This is a genomic window from Burkholderia anthinoferrum (genome assembly GCF_002925705.1).
GTDB lineage: Bacteria > Pseudomonadota > Gammaproteobacteria > Burkholderiales > Burkholderiaceae > Burkholderia > Burkholderia semiarida.
In genome coordinates this window covers 38,593-56,519 of sequence record NZ_LFZP01000028.1, presented here as the reverse complement: position 1 = coordinate 56,519, position 17,927 = coordinate 38,593, and the positions used below count along the sequence as shown (strand labels likewise).

Here is a 17,927-nt window from a genome sequence, read left to right as displayed (position 1 = left end):
GCTCAGGGCGCCGCGTCGGCCGTCTTGACCGTGCACATCAGCTCGGCTTCCGCCGCGACCTTGCCGTCCACCTCCGCCACCGCCTTGAACTTCCAGATGCCGCGGATGTAGCGCTCGAACGTCACGTTCAGGATCAGCTGGTCGCCCGGTTCGACCACGCGCTTGAAGCGCGCGCCGTCGATCCCGACGAAGTAATACAGCGTGTTCTCCGGATCCTTCGGCTGCTCTTCCGCGAACGTCAGCAGCGCCGCGGCCTGTGCGAGCGCCTCGAGGATCAGCACGCCCGGCATCACCGGCCGCTTCGGGAAATGCCCTTGGAAGAACGGCTCGTTGATCGACACGTTCTTCAGCGCTTTGATCCCTTTGTGCGGTTCGAGTTCGAGCACGCGGTCGACGAGCAGAATCGGGTAGCGATGCGGCAGCAGCGTGAGGATCTTGTGGATGTCGAGATTGATTTTTTCAGTGCTCATGATGGTTCGTCTCACGCAGAGGCTGCGCGGTGGTGATGCAAAGGCTGAAGCGGGCCGCCGCGCGGCCCAGTCTGGCAAACCGGGCCGGTTGCGCTGGCCGTGCCCGGTTCGTGGTCTCGCATGATGGGCTCAGGCGTGGGTGCCGCCCTGGGCGGCGAGCGCGGCTTCGAGCGCCTTGATGCGCTCGCGCAGCTTGTCGAGGTTGCGCACGAGCGCGGCGCTCTTGTTCCACTCGCCGTGGTCGACGGCCGGGAACGCGCTGGTATAGATGCCGGCCTTCGGCAGCGACTTCGATACGCCCGACTTCGCGGTGATGATGACATAGTCGCCGAGCGTCACGTGGCCGGCGATCCCGGCCGCGCCGCCGATCATGCAATGGCGGCCGATCGTCGTGCTGCCCGCGATGCCGGCGCTGCCGGCGATCACCGTGTACGCGCCGATCCGGCAGTTGTGGCCGATCTGGACCTGGTTGTCGATCTTCACGCATTCCTCGATGACGGTATCCGCCATCGCACCGCGGTCGATCGTCGTGTTCGCGCCGATTTCGACGTCCGGGCCGATCGTCACGCCGCCGACCTGCGGAATCTTGACCCAGCTGCCGGTACGCGCGTCGCCGTCGCCGACGAAATCCGGCGCGAAGCCGAAGCCGTCGGAGCCGATCACGGCACCCGCATGGACGATCGCGCGCGGGCCGATCTTGCAGCCGTGGTACACCGATGCGTTCGGATAGAAGTGCGAGCCGGCGCCGATCGTCGTGCCGCGGCCGACGAATACGTTCGCGTCGAGCTGCACGCCGTCTTCGATCACCGCGCCGGCCTCGACCGTCACGTGCGGGCCGATCACCGCGGTCGCGGCGACCTTCGCGGCCGGATCGATCGTCGCGCTCGGATGCACGCCGGCCGCGCGCGGCGGCGTGGCGAGATCGATGAACATCTGCGCGACGCGCGCGAAGTACGCGTACGGATTCGGCGTCACGATGAAGTTGCGACCCTTCGCGGCCGCGCCCAGCTTTTCCAGATCCTTCGGCGCGATCAGCACCGCGCCGGCGCGGGTCGTCTCGACCTGCGACAGGTACTTCGGGTTCGCGAGGAACGCGAGCTGCTGAGGGCCTGCCTGGTCGAGCGGCGCGAGGCCGCCGACCGTGCACTGTGCATCGCCGGCGATCTCGCCGCCGAACCGCTTTACGAGTGCCTCAAGCGTCAATGCCATTCGTCGTCTGCTCCGTTCAGTTCGTCGAGCCGGACGCGAGCGCCTTGAGCACCTTGTCGGTGATGTCGATGCGCGGGCTGACGTACACGGCTTCCTGCACGATCAGGTCGTAATTCTGCTGCTCGGCGATCTGCTTGATGACCTTGTTCGCCCTTTCCAGCACGGCCGCCAGCTCTTCGTTGCGCCGCTGGTTCAGGTCTTCGCGGAACTCGCGCTGCTTGCGCTGGAAGTCGGTGTCGAGCTGCGCGAGATCGCGCTGCTTCTGCGCGCGATCGGCCGCCGACAGCGACGTGCCGTTCTTGTCGAGCGAATCGGACATCGACTTCAGACGGGCCGCCAGGTCCTGCAGATCCTTGTCACGCTTCGCGAACTCGGCTTCGAGCTTCGTCTGCGCCGCCTTCGCGGGCGCCGACTCGCGCAGGATCCGATCCGAATTGACCGCCGCGATGCGGGCGACGTCCTGTGCGTGCACCGTTGCCGCGCCCAGGGCCAGCGCAACGGTCAGCGCGCACATCACTCGTTTCGAAAACTTACCGGTTAGCAAAATTACCCTCTCGTTGCTGTTGTCATGCGTTCGGTCAGAACGCCGTCCCGATCTGGAACTGGAATTTCTGGTACTGGTCGCCTTCGTGCTTCTGCAGCGGGAAGCCGAGGCTCAGCTTCAGCGGGCCGATCGGCGAGATCCACGCGAGACCCACACCGTAGCCGTAGCGCAGGCCGTTGGCGCCCGTACTGGTGCCGCCCGGCGCATTGCCCCACACGTTACCGCCGTCGAGGAACGTGAACACGCGCAGCGTACGGTCGTAACCCGTGCCCGGCAGCGGGAACGTCAGCTCGATGTTGCCGACCAGCATCTTCGAACCGCCGATCGGGTCGTTCGTCTTCGTGTCGCGCGGGCCCAGCGAGCTCGGCTCGTAGCCCCGCACGGAGCCGATACCGCCCGCGTAGTAGTTCTTGAAGATCGGGTACGGGTTGCCGATACCGTTACCGTAGCCGCCTTGCAGGTTCAGGCCCAGGATGAAGCCGCGCGAGAACGAATAGTAGTACTGCGCCTGCAGGTCGGCCTTGTAGTACTGGATCTTGCCGACCGGCACGCCGTACTCCATGTTCGCCTGCGTGAAGTAGCCGCGGCTCGGAATCAGCGCGCTGTCACGCGCGTCGCGCGACCATGCCACCGTCAGCGGCACCGTGTTCGACACGCGGCCGAACTCGTTCACGTAATCCTGGTAGCTCTGCGGCGTGTTCGAATCGACGTCGAGGCGGTTCTGTTCGAAGCCCGCGCCGAAGTAGACGGTGTCGACTTCCGAGAACGGAATGCCGAACTTCAGGTTGCCGCCCGCGCTGATGATCCGGAAGCTCGAGCTCGTCGAATAGTAGAGCGGCTGGTACGTGCGGTAGTACACGTCGGTGATCCGCTTGATGCCGTCGACCGTGAAGTACGGATCGACCTGCGTGACGGTCAGCGTGCGGTAGCTCTTCGCGGTGTTGACGTTCACCGACAGGCTCGTGCCCGAGCCGAACACGTTGTCCTGCGACACGCCGGCCGACAGCACGACCTTGTCCGTCGACGAGAAGCCGGCGCCCAGCGTGATCGCGCCGGTCGGTTTTTCGTCGACCTTCACGTTCACGTCGACCTGGTCGTTCGTGCCTTCGACCGGCACCGTCGTCACGTCGACGTTGGTGAAGTAGCCGAGGCGGTTCACGCGGTCCTTCGACAGCGCGAGGCGGTTCGAGTCGAACCACGAGCTTTCGAGCTGGCGCATTTCGCGGCGCACCACTTCGTCGCGCGTACGCGTGTTGCCGACCACGTTGATGCGGCGCACGTACACGCGGCGGCTCGGATCGACGACGAGGTTCAGGTTCACCTTGTGGTTCGCCTGGTCGATGTCCGGCTGCGCGTTGACGGTCGCGAATGCGTAGCCGTATTCGCCGAGCTTGTCGACGATCGACTTGGTGGTCTGCTGCAGCTTTTCGGCCGAGAAGCGGTCGCCCGGCTTGATCTTGATCAGCTTGTTGAGTTCGGCCTCGCGATCGAGCAGGTTGCCCGACAGCTTGATGCCCGACACCGTGTACGGCTCGCCTTCGTGCAGCGTGACCGTCAGGTACATGTCCTTCTTGTCCGGCGAGATCGATACCTGGGTCGACTCGATGTTGAACTCGAGGTAACCGCGGTTCAGGTAGTACGAGCGCACGGCCTCGAGGTCGCCCGTGAGCTTTTCCTTCGAGTACAGGTCGTTCTTCGTGTACCAGGAGAACCAGTTCGGCGTCGACAGCTGCATCTCGTCGCGCAGCGTGCTCGTGCTGAACGCCTTGTTGCCGATGAAGTTGATCTGGCGGATCTTCGCGCTCGGGCCTTCGGCCACCGCGAACAGGATCGACACGCGGTTCGCGTCGACCGGCGTGATCGTCGTCTTGACTTCGGCCGCATAGAAGCCGCGCGTCAGGTACTGGCGCTTGAGCTCCTGCTCCGCCTTGTCGACGAGCGCCTTGTCGTAGTAGCGGCCGTCGGCGAGGCCGACCGCACGCAGCGCCTTCGTCAGGTTGTCCTTGTCGAATTCCTTCGTGCCGGTGAAGTCGATCGACGCGATGGCCGGCCGCTCCTGCACCTGCACGATCACGACGTTGCCCTGCGTGGCGACGCGCACGTCGTTGAAAAAGCCCGTCGCGTACAACGCGCGGATTGCTTCGGATGCCTTGTCGTCCGTGAAGGTATCGCCCTGCTTGATCGGCAGATAGGCGAACACCGAACCCGCTTCGACGCGCTGCAGCCCCTCGATCTTGATGTCTTGCACCACGAACGGTGCCGCTGCATGCGCCGCGAGGCCGTGCGCGGCGAGCGCGGCCGCTGCAACTGTCTTAGATACAAAGCGATGAGGTTTGAACAACATGCATCCCCAATATTTAGCTGCATCAAATCGGGCGGCTGGCCAGCGGCCGCCGCCTGACGCTTCAGAAATGGATTAACCGAGCCAGATCGTTGAACAGCGCGATCGCCGACAACGCGACGATGCAGATCAACCCGGCTCTTTGCAGAATCAGCTGCCAGCGCTCCGAGACGGCTTTCCCGGTCGCGGCTTCAACCGCATAATATAACAGATGCCCCCCGTCCAAAACGGGAATCGGCAACAAGTTCAGGACGCCAAGGCTAATGCTGACAAGGGCGAGGAACGACAGGAACGCCGACGGACCGAGCCGTGCGCTCTTGCCTGCGTAGTCGGCGATCGTCACCGGGCCCGACAGGTTCTTCAGCGACGCGTTGCCCGTGATCATCCGCCCGAACATCTTCAGCGAATACACGGAAATGTCCCACGTGCGGTGCGCGCCGAGCCGCAGGCTCTCGATCGGCCCGTAGCGCACGTCCACCGACGGTGCGTGCATCGACAGCGCCGCGCCGATGCGGCCGACCTGCTGCCCCGATTCGTCGTCGCGCTGCATCTGCGGCACGATCGACACCGTCCGCGCGGCGCCGTTGCGTTCGATCTGCAGCGCGAGCGGCTGGCCCGCATGGTGCTTCACCGTATCGATGAAACGCGACGCGCCGCCGATCGGCTTGCCGTCGAGCGCGACCAGCTTGTCGCCGGCCTTCAGGCCCGCCTGCTCCGCCGCACTGCCCGGCTGCACCGACGCGACCGACAACGTGCCGCCGCCGGCCTCGAAGCCGAGACGGGCCATGAAGTCGTCGTCGAGCTGGCTGTCGGGCACGTTGCGCAGGTCGACGCGGAAATCGAACGTCGCATTGCCGTCCCGCGCGCCGAGCACGACCTCGCGATGGTCGAGCGCGGCCGACAGCAGCTTCCAGCGCAGGTCCGACCACGATCGCACCGGCTCCGACTCGCCGCCCTGCGCGTCGCCCACGCGCACGTCGCGGATCGACACGACCGTCTCGCCGCCGTCGAAGCCCGCGCGAGCCGCCACCGTGCCGGCGGCCGGCGGCGCGACGATCGCGGTCGGCTCGGTCACGCCGGTGGCGAATATGGCGGAGAACAGCACGATTGCCAGCAGGAAGTTCGCAATCGGTCCGGCCGCGACGATCGCGATGCGCTTGTAGACCGACTGGCGGTTGAATGCCTGCCCGAGTTCCTCGGGCGGAATGCCGCCCGGGCCCGGATCGCGCTCGTCGAGCATCTTCACGTAGCCGCCGAGCGGCAGCGCGGACAGCGTCCACTCGGTGCCCGTCCTGCGGCTGACCCAGCGCGCGACGGGCTGGCCGAAGCCGATCGAGAAACGCAGCACCTTCACGCCGCACCAGCGCGCGACGCGATAGTGTCCATACTCATGCACGACGACCAGCACCCCGATCGCCACCGCAAACGCGACCAGTTCGACCAGTACGTTCATGAGCACTCCATTCAGACCGCACGCTCCACGCGTGGCGCAGGCGCTTTCGCAATGATCGCGGCGGCGAGGCGGCGAGCCTCGGCATCCGCCGCGAGGACGTCGTCGAGCCCGTCGGGCGCGCGGTTCGGCAGCGTGTTGAGCACGGCGTCGACCGTCGCCGCGATCGCCATGAAGCCGATCCGGCGCTCGAGAAATGCTTCGACCGCCACTTCGTTCGCCGCGTTCAATGCGGCGCTCGCGATACCGCCTTCCTCGAGCGCCTTCAGCGCGAGCGCGAGGCACGGGAAGCGCGCGTAATCGGGCTTCTCGAACGACAACTGGGCGATCTGCGCGAGGTCGAGCTGATCGACGCCCGCGTCGACGCGCTCGGGAAACGCGAGCGCGTGCGCGATCGGCGTACGCATGTCGGGGTTGCCGAGCTGCGCGAGCACCGAGCCGTCGCGATACGACACGAGCGAATGGATCACGCTCTGCGGATGGATCAGCACGTCGATCCGGTCGCCCGGCAGCCCGAAGATCCAGTGCGCCTCGATCACCTCGAGGCCCTTGTTCATCATCGTCGCGGAATCGACCGAGATCTTGCGGCCCATCACCCAGTTCGGGTGCTTGCACGCCTCGTCCGGCGTCACGTCGACGAGCGTGGCCGGCTCGCGCGTGCGGAACGGGCCGCCCGACGCGGTCAGGATGATCTTCGAGATCCCGCCGTGCTCGGCCGCGTCGCGCGGCATGCACTGGAAGATCGCGTTGTGTTCGCTGTCGACCGGCAGCAGGATCGCGCCATGGTCGCGCACGGCGTCCATGAAGATCGCGCCCGACATCACGAGCGCTTCCTTGTTCGCGAGCAGGATCCGCTTGCCGGCGCGCGCGGCCGCCAGGCTCGGCGCAAGGCCGGCCGCGCCGACGATCGCGGCGACCACCGTGTCGCAGCCGTCGCTCTTCGACACGTCGACGAGCGCCTGCGGCCCGTGCAGCACGACCGTCCTGCTGCCCGCCGCGCGCAGTTTCGCGTCGACGTGCGCGGCCGTCGCGGCATCGCCGACCACCGCCACTTCAGGCGCGAAGCGCAGACACTGCTCGACGAGCTTGTCGCCGTTGCGGTGCGCGGTCAGCGCGTAGACCGAGAAGCGCTCGGGATGGCGCGCGACCACGTCGAGCGTGCTGTCTCCGATCGAGCCCGTGGAACCGAGCAATGTCAGGCGTTTTTGCATAACAGAAATAATGGTTTAACCAAGCAGCAGCATCGCGAGCGGCAGCACCGGCAGCAGCGCGTCGACCCGATCGAGCACGCCGCCGTGGCCCGGCAGCAGTCCGCTCGAATCCTTCACGCCCGCCTGCCGCTTCAGCAGCGACTCGAACAGGTCGCCGATCACACTGTATGCAACCAGCAGCGTCAGTGCGGCCCACGCGCCGGGCATTCCGTAGCGCGCGGCGAGCGCGGAAAACAGGGTCGGTTCGAAAGCGTGTACGGCCATCGCGACACCGGCGACGACCATCACCGCGAACCAGCCGCCGATCGCGCCTTCCCAGCTCTTGCCGGGGCTGATCGTGATGGCCAGTTTACGCTTTCCGAAGGCCTTGCCGGCGAAGTATGCGCCGATATCGGCCAGCCAGACGACCAGAAGCAGCGACAGCACGAACGGCACGCCCTGCGCGCGGGCTGCCACGAGCGCGTGCCAGCAGGCGGCGAACACGACGAGACCGGCGGCCAGCAGGAACGGTCGCCACACGCCCCCCGCGAGTTCGGGCTTGCGCCGCAGCGCGAACGGGCCGACCAGCAGCCAGAACACGCCAGCCGCCATGAAAAGGGGACGGGACGAAGCCGCGTCGACGCCGAGCGGCGCGGTGGCCGCGAGCGCGAGCGCCGCGACGAGCGCATAGACGACCGGCGCGGCGCCGCCGAGCTTCAGCAGGCGCGCCCACTCCCACGCGGCGAACACCAGCACGACGCCGATCAGCGCGCCGAACCCGGCGAGCGGCGCGAACAGCGTCACCGGCAGCAGCACGGCCAGCATCACGATCGCCGTGATCACACGGGTTTTCAGCATGAAAGGGAGTCGGCGTTCTGCGATTGCGGTTCGAGCTGCGCACTCGTGCGCCCGAAACGGCGCTCGCGCTCGGTATACGACGCCATCGCGTCGGCCAGTGCCGCGCCGTCGAAATCCGGCCAGTACTTGTCGGTGAAATAGAATTCGGCGTACGCGAGCTGCCACAGCAGGAAGTTGCTGACGCGCTGCTCGCCGCCCGTGCGGATGAAGAGATCGGGCTCCGGCGCGTAGGCCATCGCCAGGTGCGGCGCGAAAGCGTCCTCGGTCACTTCGATCTCGCGACCTTCGCGCACGGCCTGCTCGACGAGCTTCTTCGTCGCCTGCAGGATGTCCCATCGGCCGCCGTAGTTGGCCGCGATGGTGAGCGTCAGACGGGTATTGCGCGCCGTCTTGGTTTCGGCGCGGCGAATCAGTTCACGGATGCGCGGCTCGAAACGGTCGAGATCGCCGACGACACGCAGGCGGATCCCGTTCGCATGCAGCTTGCCCACCTCGCGCTCGAGCGCGGTGATGAACAGCCGCATCAGGAACGACACTTCGTCGTTCGGCCGGCGCCAGTTTTCCGAACTGAACGCGAACAGCGTCAGGTATTCGACGCCGGCGCGCGCGCAGCCTTCGACCACCGCCCGCACGGCATCGACGCCGCGGGTGTGCCCCGCGACGCGCGGCAAGCGGCGTTCGGTCGCCCAACGGCCATTGCCGTCCATGATGATCGCGATGTGACGCGGCACGACGCCGACGTCAGGCACGCGAACGGTAGAGCTGGTATAGGTCATGGCCGTTGAGACAGTAATGCGGGAAGAAGGCGGCGCGCGAGGACGGTCGTCAGACCGTCATGATCTCGGCTTCCTTGGTCTGCACGAGCTTGTCGACTTCGGCCACGTGCTTGTCGGTGAGCTTCTGCACGTCGTCGCTTGCGCGGCGCTCGTCGTCTTCCGAGATTTCCTTGTCCTTCACGAGCTTCTTCAGCGCTTCGTTCGCGTCGCGGCGCAGGTTGCGGATCGCGACCTTGGCCGTTTCGCCTTCGCTCTTCACGACCTTGGTCAGCTCGCGGCGGCGCTCTTCCGTGAGCGCGGGCATCGGCACGCGGATCAGGTCGCCGGCCGTGGCCGGATTCAGGCCCAGATCGGCTTCGCGGATGGCCTTCTCGACCTTCGCAACCATGTTCTTTTCCCACGGCTGCACGCCGATCGTGCGCGCGTCGACGAGCGTCAGGTTCGCGACCTGCGAGATCGGCACCATCGAGCCGTAGTAGTCGACCTGAACGTGATCGAGCAGACCGGTGTGTGCACGGCCCGTACGGATCTTGGCCAGATCGTTCTTGAACGCTTCGATCGAGCGCTGCATCTTTTGCTCGACGCCCTTCTTGACATCAGCGACACTCATTTCAACCTCCGAACCTTCAAACCTTCAAAGAACGCGAGCGCCGACCGGCGCATGTCGCGCGCCGCGGCCGGCAACCCGCAGCCAGTCGCACATAGCCGGTGGCCCGCCGTCAGTCGCCCGCATCCGCGGGAGTTTACACGTGGACGAGCGTACCTTCGTCCTCGCCCAGCACGATGCGCTTGAGCGCACCCGGCTTGTTGATCGAAAACACGCGAATCGGCAGCTTCTGGTCGCGGCACAGCGCAAACGCCGTCGCGTCCATCACCTGCAGGTTGCGGCTGATCGCCTCGTCGAAGCTGATCGTCGTATAGCGCGTAGCTGACGGATCCTTCTTCGGATCGGCAGAATATACGCCATCGACCTTGGTCGCCTTCAGCACGACTTCGGCGCCCACTTCCGAGCCGCGCAGCGCGGCCGCGGTATCCGTCGTGAAGAACGGGTTGCCGGTGCCGGCCGCGAAGATCACGACGCGGCCTTCCTCGAGCTGACGGATCGCGCGGGGCCGGATGTACGGCTCGACGACCTGGTCCATCCGCAGCGCCGACTGCACGCGCGCCTCGATGCCCGCGTGGCGCATCGCGTCCTGCAGCGCCAGCGCGTTCATCATCGTCGCCAGCATCCCCATGTAGTCGGCCGTCGCGCGGTCCATGCCGGCCGCGCCGCCCGCGACGCCGCGGAAAATATTACCGCCACCGATCACGACCGCGAGCTGCGTGCCGAGGCGCACGACTTCTGCGATATCCGCCACCATCCGCTCGATCGTCGCGCGATTGATGCCGAAGGCGTCGTCGCCCATCAGCGCTTCGCCGGAGAGTTTGAGGAGGACGCGTTTATAGGCATTGGACATAGGGGCTTCCGAGCGACGAGAGGATGACAACCACGAACTGTAGGGGCGAAATACTGATTCGGGCAAGCGCCGACGACCGGGCCGGGGTACCCGGCCGGCCGGCGGCGCCGCCGGCCGCGGCGGAGCGGACGCCCGCCGCGGTTACTGCCTGACTGCTTACTGCTGCTTTGCTGCGGCGACTTGCGCGGCCACTTCGGCAGCGAAGTCGTCCTGGCGCTTCTCGATGCCTTCGCCGACGACGAACAGCGCGAACTTCTGCACCGCGGCATTCGCTGCCTTCAGCATCTGCTCGATCGTCTGCTTGTCGTTCTTCACGAACGTCTGGTTCAGCAGCGACACTTCCTTCAGGTACTTCTGGACGCTGCCGTCGACCATCTTCGCGACGATTTCGGCCGGCTTGCCCGATTCCGCGGCCTTCTGCTCGGCCACGCGGCGTTCCGTCTCGATCAGTTCCGCCGGCACGTCGGCCGACGACAGCGCGACCGGCTTCATCGCCGCGATGTGCATCGCGACGTCCTTGCCGACCTGCTCGTCCGCGCCCGTGTACTCGACGATCACGCCGATACGCGCGCCGTGCAGGTACGTGGCGATCTTGTTCGCGGTTTCGAAACGGACGAAACGGCGGATCGACACGTTCTCGCCGATCTTGCCGATCAGCGCCAGACGCACTGCGTCGACGGTCGAGCCGTCGAGCGGCAACGCCGACAGTGCCGCCACGTCGGCCGGGTTTTGCGTCGCGACGAGTTCCGCCACCGTCTTCGAGAACGCGAGGAAGTCGTCGTTCTTCGCGACGAAGTCGGTTTCGCAGTTCAGTTCGACCAGCGCGCCTGCGTTGCCGCCGACGAACGATGCGACGACGCCTTCCGCCGTCACGCGCGACGCGGCCTTGCTCGCCTTGTTGCCGAGCTTGACGCGCAGCAGTTCTTCAGCCTTGGCCAGATCGCCGTCGGCTTCCGTCAGCGCCTTCTTGCACTCCATCATCGGTGCGTCGGTCTTTGCGCGCAGTTCTGCCACCATGCTTGCGGTAATTGCCGCCATCATTCGCTCCTTGAGTCTGTATTCACAACGCCGCCCGCTTGGACGCGAACGGCCGAGATTCGTTTCCGGACCCGCGCCGATTCGGCGCGATCAGGTCCGGCGCACAAGCTTAAAAAAAGGGGGCCTGTTGAGAGCCCCCTTTTTGCGCCGGCTCGGGGCCAGTTACGCGTTTTCCTCGACGTACTCGTCGTCGCCGCGTGCAGCCTGGACCACTTCGTTGACCGCATTCGCACGGCCTTCGAGGATCGCGTCGGCCACGCCTTCCGCGTACAGCGCGACTGCCTTGCTCGAGTCGTCGTTACCCGGGATCACGTAATCCACACCTTCCGGCGAGTGGTTCGTATCGACCACGGCGATGACCGGCACGCCCAGCTTGTTCGCTTCCGTGACGGCGATCTTGTGGTAGCCGACGTCGACGACGAAGATCGCGTCCGGAATGCCGCCCATGTCCTTCACGCCGCCGATCGACTTCTGCAGCTTGGCGATTTCGCGCTCGAACAGCAGCGCCTCCTTCTTGCTCATCTTCTCGAGCTCGCCTGCCTCGACAGCCGCTTCCATGTCCTTCAGGCGCTTGATCGACACCTTCAGCGTCTTGAAGTTGGTCATCATGCCGCCGAGCCAGCGTGCGTTGACGTACGGCATGCCCGCACGCTGCGCTTCCTGGGCGATCGTGTCACGCGACTGGCGCTTCGTGCCGACGAACAGGATCGTGCCGCGGTTCGCTGCCAGCTGGCGCACGTACTTCTGTGCGTCCGTGAACATCGGCAGCGTCTTTTCGAGGTTGATGATGTGAATCTTGTTGCGGTGACCGAAAATGAACGGAGCCATCTTCGGGTTCCAGAAGCGCGTCTGGTGACCGAAGTGGACACCCGCTTCCAGCATTTGGCGCATCGTGACTGCCATGTAAATTCTCCACGAGGGTTGGGTCTTAAGCCGGCTGCCGTACCGCCGCGCGAACCCGCCCGAAGGGCGCGGATGCCGCGCGGCCGGCACCCTGGTTGCGCCGGCTTGCGATTCGGCACGTGCAAAACGCCCGTGCCGTAAGCCTTTCATCGCGATGCCGCCCCAAGACGGGGAAAATTCGGCATTTGGATATCGACTTAGCCAGAGAGTATAGCACGCGGAATTGTCCGCTCTCAAGTCGCGCGGCACTTTCGCGTGCCGTGCGGCAGCGGGCCGGACAATCCGCGAAAACCCGCATCCGCGCGGCCCGCAGGGGCTGCGAGGCCCGCCATAAGGTGCGATAATCCGTCAATTCACCGCATTGCAGGCATACCTCGATGGCTATTACGCTCAAAAACGAACACGATATCGCCCAGATGCGCGTCGCCTGCCGTCTCGCGAGCGAAGTGCTCGACTTCATCACGCCGCACGTCGTCGCGGGCGTCACGACCGCCGAACTCGACCGCCTCTGCCACGAGTACATGCTCAACGAGCAAGGCACGATCCCCGCGCCGCTGAACTACCAGCCGCCCGGCTATCCGCCGTACCCGAAGGCCACCTGCATTTCGGTCAACGACGTGATCTGCCACGGCATTCCGGGCGAGAAGGTGCTCAAGAACGGCGACGCGCTGAACATCGACATCACCGTGATCAAGAACGGCTATTTCGGCGACACCAGCCGGATGTTCATCGTCGGCGAGGGGTCGATCCTCGCGAAGCGCCTCGTGCAGACCACCTACGAATGCATGTGGCTCGGCATCGACCAGGTCAAGCCCGGCGCGCACCTCGGCGACATCGGCTACGCGATCCAGAAGCACGCGGAAGCGCAAGGCTACAGCGTCGTGCGCGAATACTGCGGCCACGGCATCGGCACGGTGTTCCACGAGGATCCGCAGGTCGTCCACTACGGCCGCCCGGGCACCGGCGTCGAGCTGAAGGCCGGCATGATCTTCACGATCGAGCCGATGATCAACGCCGGCAAGCGCGACATCCGCACGATGCCCGACCAGTGGACGGTCAAGACGCGCGACCGCAGCCTGTCCGCGCAGTGGGAGCACACGGTGCTCGTCACCGAAACCGGCTACGAAGTGCTGACCGTGTCGGCCGGCACGCCGGCGCGCCCCGTGTTCGCGCAACCGGCCGCCGCCGTCTGAGCGACGTCACGCCAGCCCGCCCCACTTTCGCACCTGAACGGCTGCCCATGAGCGCTCACGCTGCCCCCTCGCCCGAAGCGCTGTCGCGGCGCGCCGAATTCAAGGCCGCCAAGACGGAAATGCTCGAGCGTTTTCGCCGCGCGGCGAACGTCGCGTCGCTGATGCACGCGCTGTCGAAACTCACCGACGACGCGTTGAAGCGCGTGTGGGACGAATGCGGGCTGCCCGCGACGCTCGCGCTCGTCGCCGTCGGCGGCTACGGGCGCGGCGAGCTCGCGCCCTATTCCGACGTCGACATCCTCGTGCTGCTGCCCGATGCGCACGACGCGGCGCTCGACGCGCGCATCGAGCGCTTCATCGGGATGGCGTGGGATCTCGGCCTCGAGATCGGCAGCAGCGTGCGCACGGTCGCGCAGTGCATCGAGGAGGCGTCGCAGGACGTCACGGTGCAGACCTCGCTGCTCGAAGCGCGCCGCATCGTCGGCAGCACCGCGCTGTTCGAGCGCTTCACCGTGCGCTACCACGAAGCGCTCGACGCCCGCGCGTTCTTCACCGCGAAGGTGCTCGAGATGCGCCAGCGCCATGCGAAGTTCCAGGACACGCCGTACAGCCTCGAGCCGAACGTGAAGGAAAGCCCGGGTGGGCTGCGCGACCTGCAGACGATCCTGTGGATCGCGCGCGCGGCCGGCTTCGGCAGCAGCTGGCGCGAACTCGACACGCGCGGGCTCATCACCGACCGCGAAGCACGCGAGCTGCGTCGCAACGAAGGCTTCCTGAAGACGCTGCGCGCGCGGCTGCACGTGATCGCCGGGCGCCGTCAGGACATGCTCGTGTTCGACCTGCAGACGCAGGCCGCCGAGAGCTTCGGCTACCAGCCGACGCAGGCCAAGCGCGCGAGCGAGCAACTGATGCGCCGCTACTACTGGGCCGCGAAAGCCGTCACGCAGCTCGCGACGATCCTGATCCAGAACATCGAGGCGCAGCTGTTCCCCGCGACGAGCGGCATCACGCGCGTGCTGTCGGCCGATCGCTTCGTCGAGAAACAGGGCATGCTCGAGATCGTCGACGACGGCGTGTTCGAGCGCCATCCCGACGCGATCCTCGAAGCGTTCCTGCTGTACGAGACGACGCGCGGCGTGAAGGGCCTGTCCGCCCGCACGCTGCGGGCGCTGTACAACTCGCGCGAAATCATGAACAACGCGTGGCGCCGCGATCCGCAGAACCGCCGCACGTTCATGCGGATCCTGCAGCAGCCCGAAGGCATCACGCATGCGTTCCGGCTGATGAACCAGACGAGCGTGCTCGGCCGCTACCTGCTGAATTTCCGCCGCATCGTCGGCCAGATGCAGCACGACCTGTACCACGTGTACACGGTCGACCAGCACATCCTGATGGTGCTGCGCAACATCCGCCGCTTCGCGGTGGCCGAACATGCGCACGAATACCCGTTCTGCAGCCAGCTGATCGGCAACTTCGAGCGGCCGTGGGTGCTGTACGTCGCGGCGCTGTTCCACGACATCGCGAAGGGCCGCGGCGGCGATCACTCGACGCTCGGGATGGCCGACGCGCGGCGCTTCTGCCGCGAGCACGGGATCGCCGGCGACGACGCGGCGCTGATCGTGTGGCTCGTCCAGCATCACCTGACGATGAGCCAGGTCGCGCAGAAGCAGGACACGAGCGACCCCGAGGTCATCAAGCGCTTCGCCGAAGTCGTCGGCAACGAACGCTACCTCACCGCGCTCTACCTGCTGACCGTCGCCGATATCCGCGGCACGAGCCCGAAGGTATGGAACACGTGGAAGGGCAAGCTGCTCGAGGATCTGTACCGCATCACGCTCGCGGTGCTCGGCGGCGCGAACCCCGACGCGCATTCGGAGCTGAAGTCACGGCAGGAGCAGGCGCTCGCGCTGCTGCGCCTGGAAACCGTGCCCGACGACGCGCACCGCGCATTGTGGGATCAGCTCGACGTCGGCTTCTTCCTGCGTCACGACGCGGCCGACATCGCGTGGCAGACGCGCGTGCTGTACCGGCACGTGAACGCCGAAACCGCGATCGTCCGCGCGCGGCCGTCGCCGATCGGCGACGCGCTGCAGGTGCTCGTGTACGTGAAGGACCGCCCCGACCTGTTCGCGGGCATCTGCGCGTATTTCGACCGCAACGGGCTGTCGGTGCTCGACGCGCGCGTCAGCACGACGCGGCACGGCTATGCGCTCGACAACTTCATCGTCACGCAGACCGAACGCGACGTGCGCTACCGCGACATCGCGAATCTCGTCGAGCAGCAGCTCGCGACTCGGCTGGCGGAAACCGCATCGCTGCCGGAGCCGTCGAAGGGCCGCCTGTCGCGGCTGTCGCGGACGTTTCCGATCACGCCGCGCGTCGACCTGCGGGCCGACGAGCGCGGTCAGTACTACATCCTGTCCGTGTCGGCCAACGACCGGCCGGGCCTTCTCTATTCGATCGCGCGCGTACTCGCCGAACATCGGATCGGCGTCCATGCGGCGCGGATCAATACGCTCGGCGAGCGCGTCGAAGACATCTTCCTGCTCGCGGGTGCCGGCCTGTCCGACAACCGCCTGCAGATCCAGCTCGAAACCGAATTGCTGCGTGCGATCGCAGTCTGAATGAATCCCAGCGTTTATGCGCACCAAATTAACCGTCAAGAATCCGAAGCCGGCGTCGCCGACTCGCGCCCCCGTCCGCTCCGGCAGCCTCGTCGCCCGCAAGGCGGTACGCCCCGCCGCGCCGCCGGCGGCGGACAAGCCGGCCCGCCCGAAGAAGGCGCCCGCGGCGGCCGCCACCGGCGAGCGCTCGTTCAAGCCGCGCGGCGCCGCCGGCGCCGAACGCCCCGGCGCGGATCGCGCACCGGCCAAGCGCGCGCCGCGTGACGGCGGCGCCGAGCGCGGCACGCGCGCGCCGTATCGCGACAATGCGGCCGGCGAAGGTGCGAAGCGCAGCTTCGGCGAGCGTCGCACGTCGTCGGATCGCCCGCCGCGCCGCAACGATGACGATGCGCGGCCGCGCCGTGCCGGTGCCGACGAAGGCAAGCGTCCGTCCTATCGTGACAACGCGGCCGGCGAAGGCGCGAAGCGCGGCTTCGGCGAGCGTCGCACGTCGTCGGATCGCCCGCCGCGTCGCGATGACGACGCACGTCCGCGTCGCACGGGTGGCGACGAAGGCAAGCGCCCGTCCTATCGCGACAACGCGGCCGGCGAAGGCGCGAAGCGCAGCTTCGGCGAGCGTCGCACGTCTTCCGACCGCCCTCCCCGCCGTGATGACGACGCCCGTCCGCGTCGCGCAGCAGGCGGTGACGACAGCAAGCGTCCGTCCTATCGCGACAAGGCTGCCGGCGAAGGTGCGAAACGCAGCTATGGCGACCGCAATACGTCATCGGATCGCCCGCCGCGCCGCAGCGACGACGATACGCGTCCGCGCCGTGCAGCGGGCGGTGACGACAGCAAACGCCCGTCCTACCGCGACAAGGCCGCCGGCGAAGGCGCGAAGCGCAGCTATGGCGAGCGCCGTACGTCGTCCGATCGCCCGCGCCGCACGGCAGGCACCGACGACGGCAAACGCCCGTCCTACCGCGACAAGGCCGCCGGCGAAGGCGCGAAGCGCAGCTTCGGCGATCGCCCGGCCCGCCCCGCGCGCGACGGCGAGCGCCGTTCGTTCGGCGCGGTGAAGACCGCGCAACCCGTCAAGCGCGCGGCGGCGGCCGATGTCGACTACGGCGACGAAACGGGCCTGATGCGCCTGTCGAAGCGGATGTCCGAGCTCGGCATGTGCTCGCGCCGCGAAGCCGACGAATGGATCGAAAAGGGCTGGGTGCTCGTCGACGGCCAACGCATCGACACGCTCGGCACCAAGGTGCGCGCCGATCAGAAGATCGAGATCGACGAGCGGGCGAGCGCCGCGCAGGCCGCGCAGGTGACGATCCTGCTGCACAAGCCGGTCGGCTACGTGTCGGGCCAGGCGGAAGACGGCTACGAGCCGGCGTCCGTGCTGATCACGCGCGCGAACCGCTGGAGCGGCGATCATTCGCCGCTGCGCTTCTCGCCGCAGCATCTGCATGCGCTTGCGCCGGCCGGCCGTCTCGACATCGACTCCACCGGCCTGCTCGTGCTGACGCAGAACGGCGTGATCGCGAAGCAGCTGATCGGCGAACAGTCGGACATCGACAAGGAATACCTGGTGCGCGTGCGCTTCGGCGAGCGACTGATCGACATCGACCAGCACTTCCCGGCGGAATCGCTCGCGAAGCTGCGCCACGGCCTCGAGCTCGATGGCGTTCCGCTGAAGCCGGCGATGGTGAGCTGGCAGAACGGCGAACAGTTGCGCTTCGTGCTGCGCGAAGGCAAGAAGCGCCAGATCCGCCGCATGTGCGAACTGGTCGGCCTCGACGTGATCGGCCTGAAGCGCGTGCGGATGGGCCGCGTGATGCTCGGCGCGCTGCCGCAGGGCCAATGGCGCTACCTGTCGGCCGACGAGACGTTCTGAC

General features: G+C 66.7%; 15 protein-coding genes. 3 read left to right on the top strand and 12 right to left on the bottom strand.

The window, feature by feature from the left end:
• Positions 1-2: 2 nt before the first annotated feature.
• The 12 genes from fabZ to rpsB all read right to left on the bottom strand — a co-directional run bounded on the left by fabZ (position 3) and on the right by rpsB (position 12,236).
• Positions 3-470, bottom strand: a complete 468-nt coding sequence (gene fabZ / locus C5F75_RS08005; RefSeq protein ID WP_006495559.1) for a 3-hydroxyacyl-ACP dehydratase FabZ — start codon at positions 468-470, stop codon at positions 3-5.
• A 129-nt stretch (positions 471-599) separates the two neighbouring features.
• Positions 600-1,679, bottom strand: coding sequence for a UDP-3-O-(3-hydroxymyristoyl)glucosamine N-acyltransferase (lpxD, locus tag C5F75_RS08000; protein WP_060966269.1), 1,080 nt, complete (start codon positions 1,677-1,679; stop codon positions 600-602).
• A 16-nt stretch (positions 1,680-1,695) separates the two neighbouring features.
• Positions 1,696-2,193: an OmpH family outer membrane protein gene (locus C5F75_RS07995; RefSeq protein ID WP_048248617.1), complete on the bottom strand. Its 498-nt coding sequence runs from the start codon at positions 2,191-2,193 to the stop codon at positions 1,696-1,698.
• 64 nt (positions 2,194-2,257) lie between these two features.
• Positions 2,258-4,567, bottom strand: a complete 2,310-nt coding sequence (gene bamA, locus C5F75_RS07990; RefSeq protein ID WP_104012046.1) for an outer membrane protein assembly factor BamA — start codon at positions 4,565-4,567, stop codon at positions 2,258-2,260.
• A gap of 61 nt (positions 4,568-4,628) precedes the next feature.
• Complete coding sequence (gene rseP / locus C5F75_RS07985) at positions 4,629-6,017, bottom strand: RIP metalloprotease RseP (RefSeq protein ID WP_104012045.1); 1,389 nt, start codon at positions 6,015-6,017, stop codon at positions 4,629-4,631.
• An 11-nt stretch (positions 6,018-6,028) separates the two neighbouring features.
• On the bottom strand, positions 6,029-7,225 hold the full coding sequence (locus tag C5F75_RS07980) for a 1-deoxy-D-xylulose-5-phosphate reductoisomerase (protein WP_089464911.1): 1,197 nt from the start codon (positions 7,223-7,225) through the stop codon (positions 6,029-6,031).
• A 15-nt stretch (positions 7,226-7,240) separates the two neighbouring features.
• On the bottom strand, positions 7,241-8,062 hold the full coding sequence (locus C5F75_RS07975) for a phosphatidate cytidylyltransferase (RefSeq protein WP_059573698.1): 822 nt from the start codon (positions 8,060-8,062) through the stop codon (positions 7,241-7,243).
• On the bottom strand, positions 8,056-8,838 hold the full coding sequence (uppS, locus tag C5F75_RS07970; protein ID WP_034201584.1) for a polyprenyl diphosphate synthase: 783 nt from the start codon (positions 8,836-8,838) through the stop codon (positions 8,056-8,058). Before uppS ends, C5F75_RS07975 begins: the two co-directional genes overlap by 7 nt.
• Before the next feature lie 49 nt (positions 8,839-8,887).
• Entirely contained in the window at positions 8,888-9,448 is a 561-nt protein-coding gene (gene frr / locus C5F75_RS07965; RefSeq protein WP_006483822.1) for a ribosome recycling factor, read from the bottom strand.
• A 133-nt stretch (positions 9,449-9,581) separates the two neighbouring features.
• Positions 9,582-10,295: a UMP kinase gene (pyrH, locus tag C5F75_RS07960; RefSeq protein ID WP_006402648.1), complete on the bottom strand. Its 714-nt coding sequence runs from the start codon at positions 10,293-10,295 to the stop codon at positions 9,582-9,584.
• A 156-nt stretch (positions 10,296-10,451) separates the two neighbouring features.
• Positions 10,452-11,333 (bottom strand): translation elongation factor Ts, encoded by an 882-nt coding sequence (gene tsf / locus C5F75_RS07955; RefSeq protein WP_006483826.1) that lies wholly within the window; start codon positions 11,331-11,333, stop codon positions 10,452-10,454.
• A 162-nt stretch (positions 11,334-11,495) separates the two neighbouring features.
• The gene (gene rpsB / locus C5F75_RS07950) at positions 11,496-12,236 is read right to left on the bottom strand and encodes a 30S ribosomal protein S2 (protein WP_006483818.1); all 741 of its coding nucleotides are present in this window, start codon (positions 12,234-12,236) and stop codon (positions 11,496-11,498) included.
• Positions 12,237-12,613: 377 nt separating this feature from the next.
• Here rpsB and map point away from each other — a divergent pair, with 377 nt between their 5' ends.
• From map to C5F75_RS07930, 3 genes are read left to right on the top strand one after another with little or no spacing between them, the layout of a single operon-like run.
• Positions 12,614-13,429, top strand: coding sequence for a type I methionyl aminopeptidase (map, locus tag C5F75_RS07940; RefSeq protein WP_059573697.1), 816 nt, complete (start codon positions 12,614-12,616; stop codon positions 13,427-13,429).
• Between the two features lie 47 nt (positions 13,430-13,476).
• Positions 13,477-16,053, top strand: a complete 2,577-nt coding sequence (locus C5F75_RS07935; protein WP_104012044.1) for a [protein-PII] uridylyltransferase — start codon at positions 13,477-13,479, stop codon at positions 16,051-16,053.
• A 16-nt stretch (positions 16,054-16,069) separates the two neighbouring features.
• Positions 16,070-17,926, top strand: a complete 1,857-nt coding sequence (locus C5F75_RS07930; RefSeq protein WP_104012043.1) for a pseudouridine synthase — start codon at positions 16,070-16,072, stop codon at positions 17,924-17,926.
• The last annotated feature ends 1 nt before the right edge of the window (position 17,927 follow it).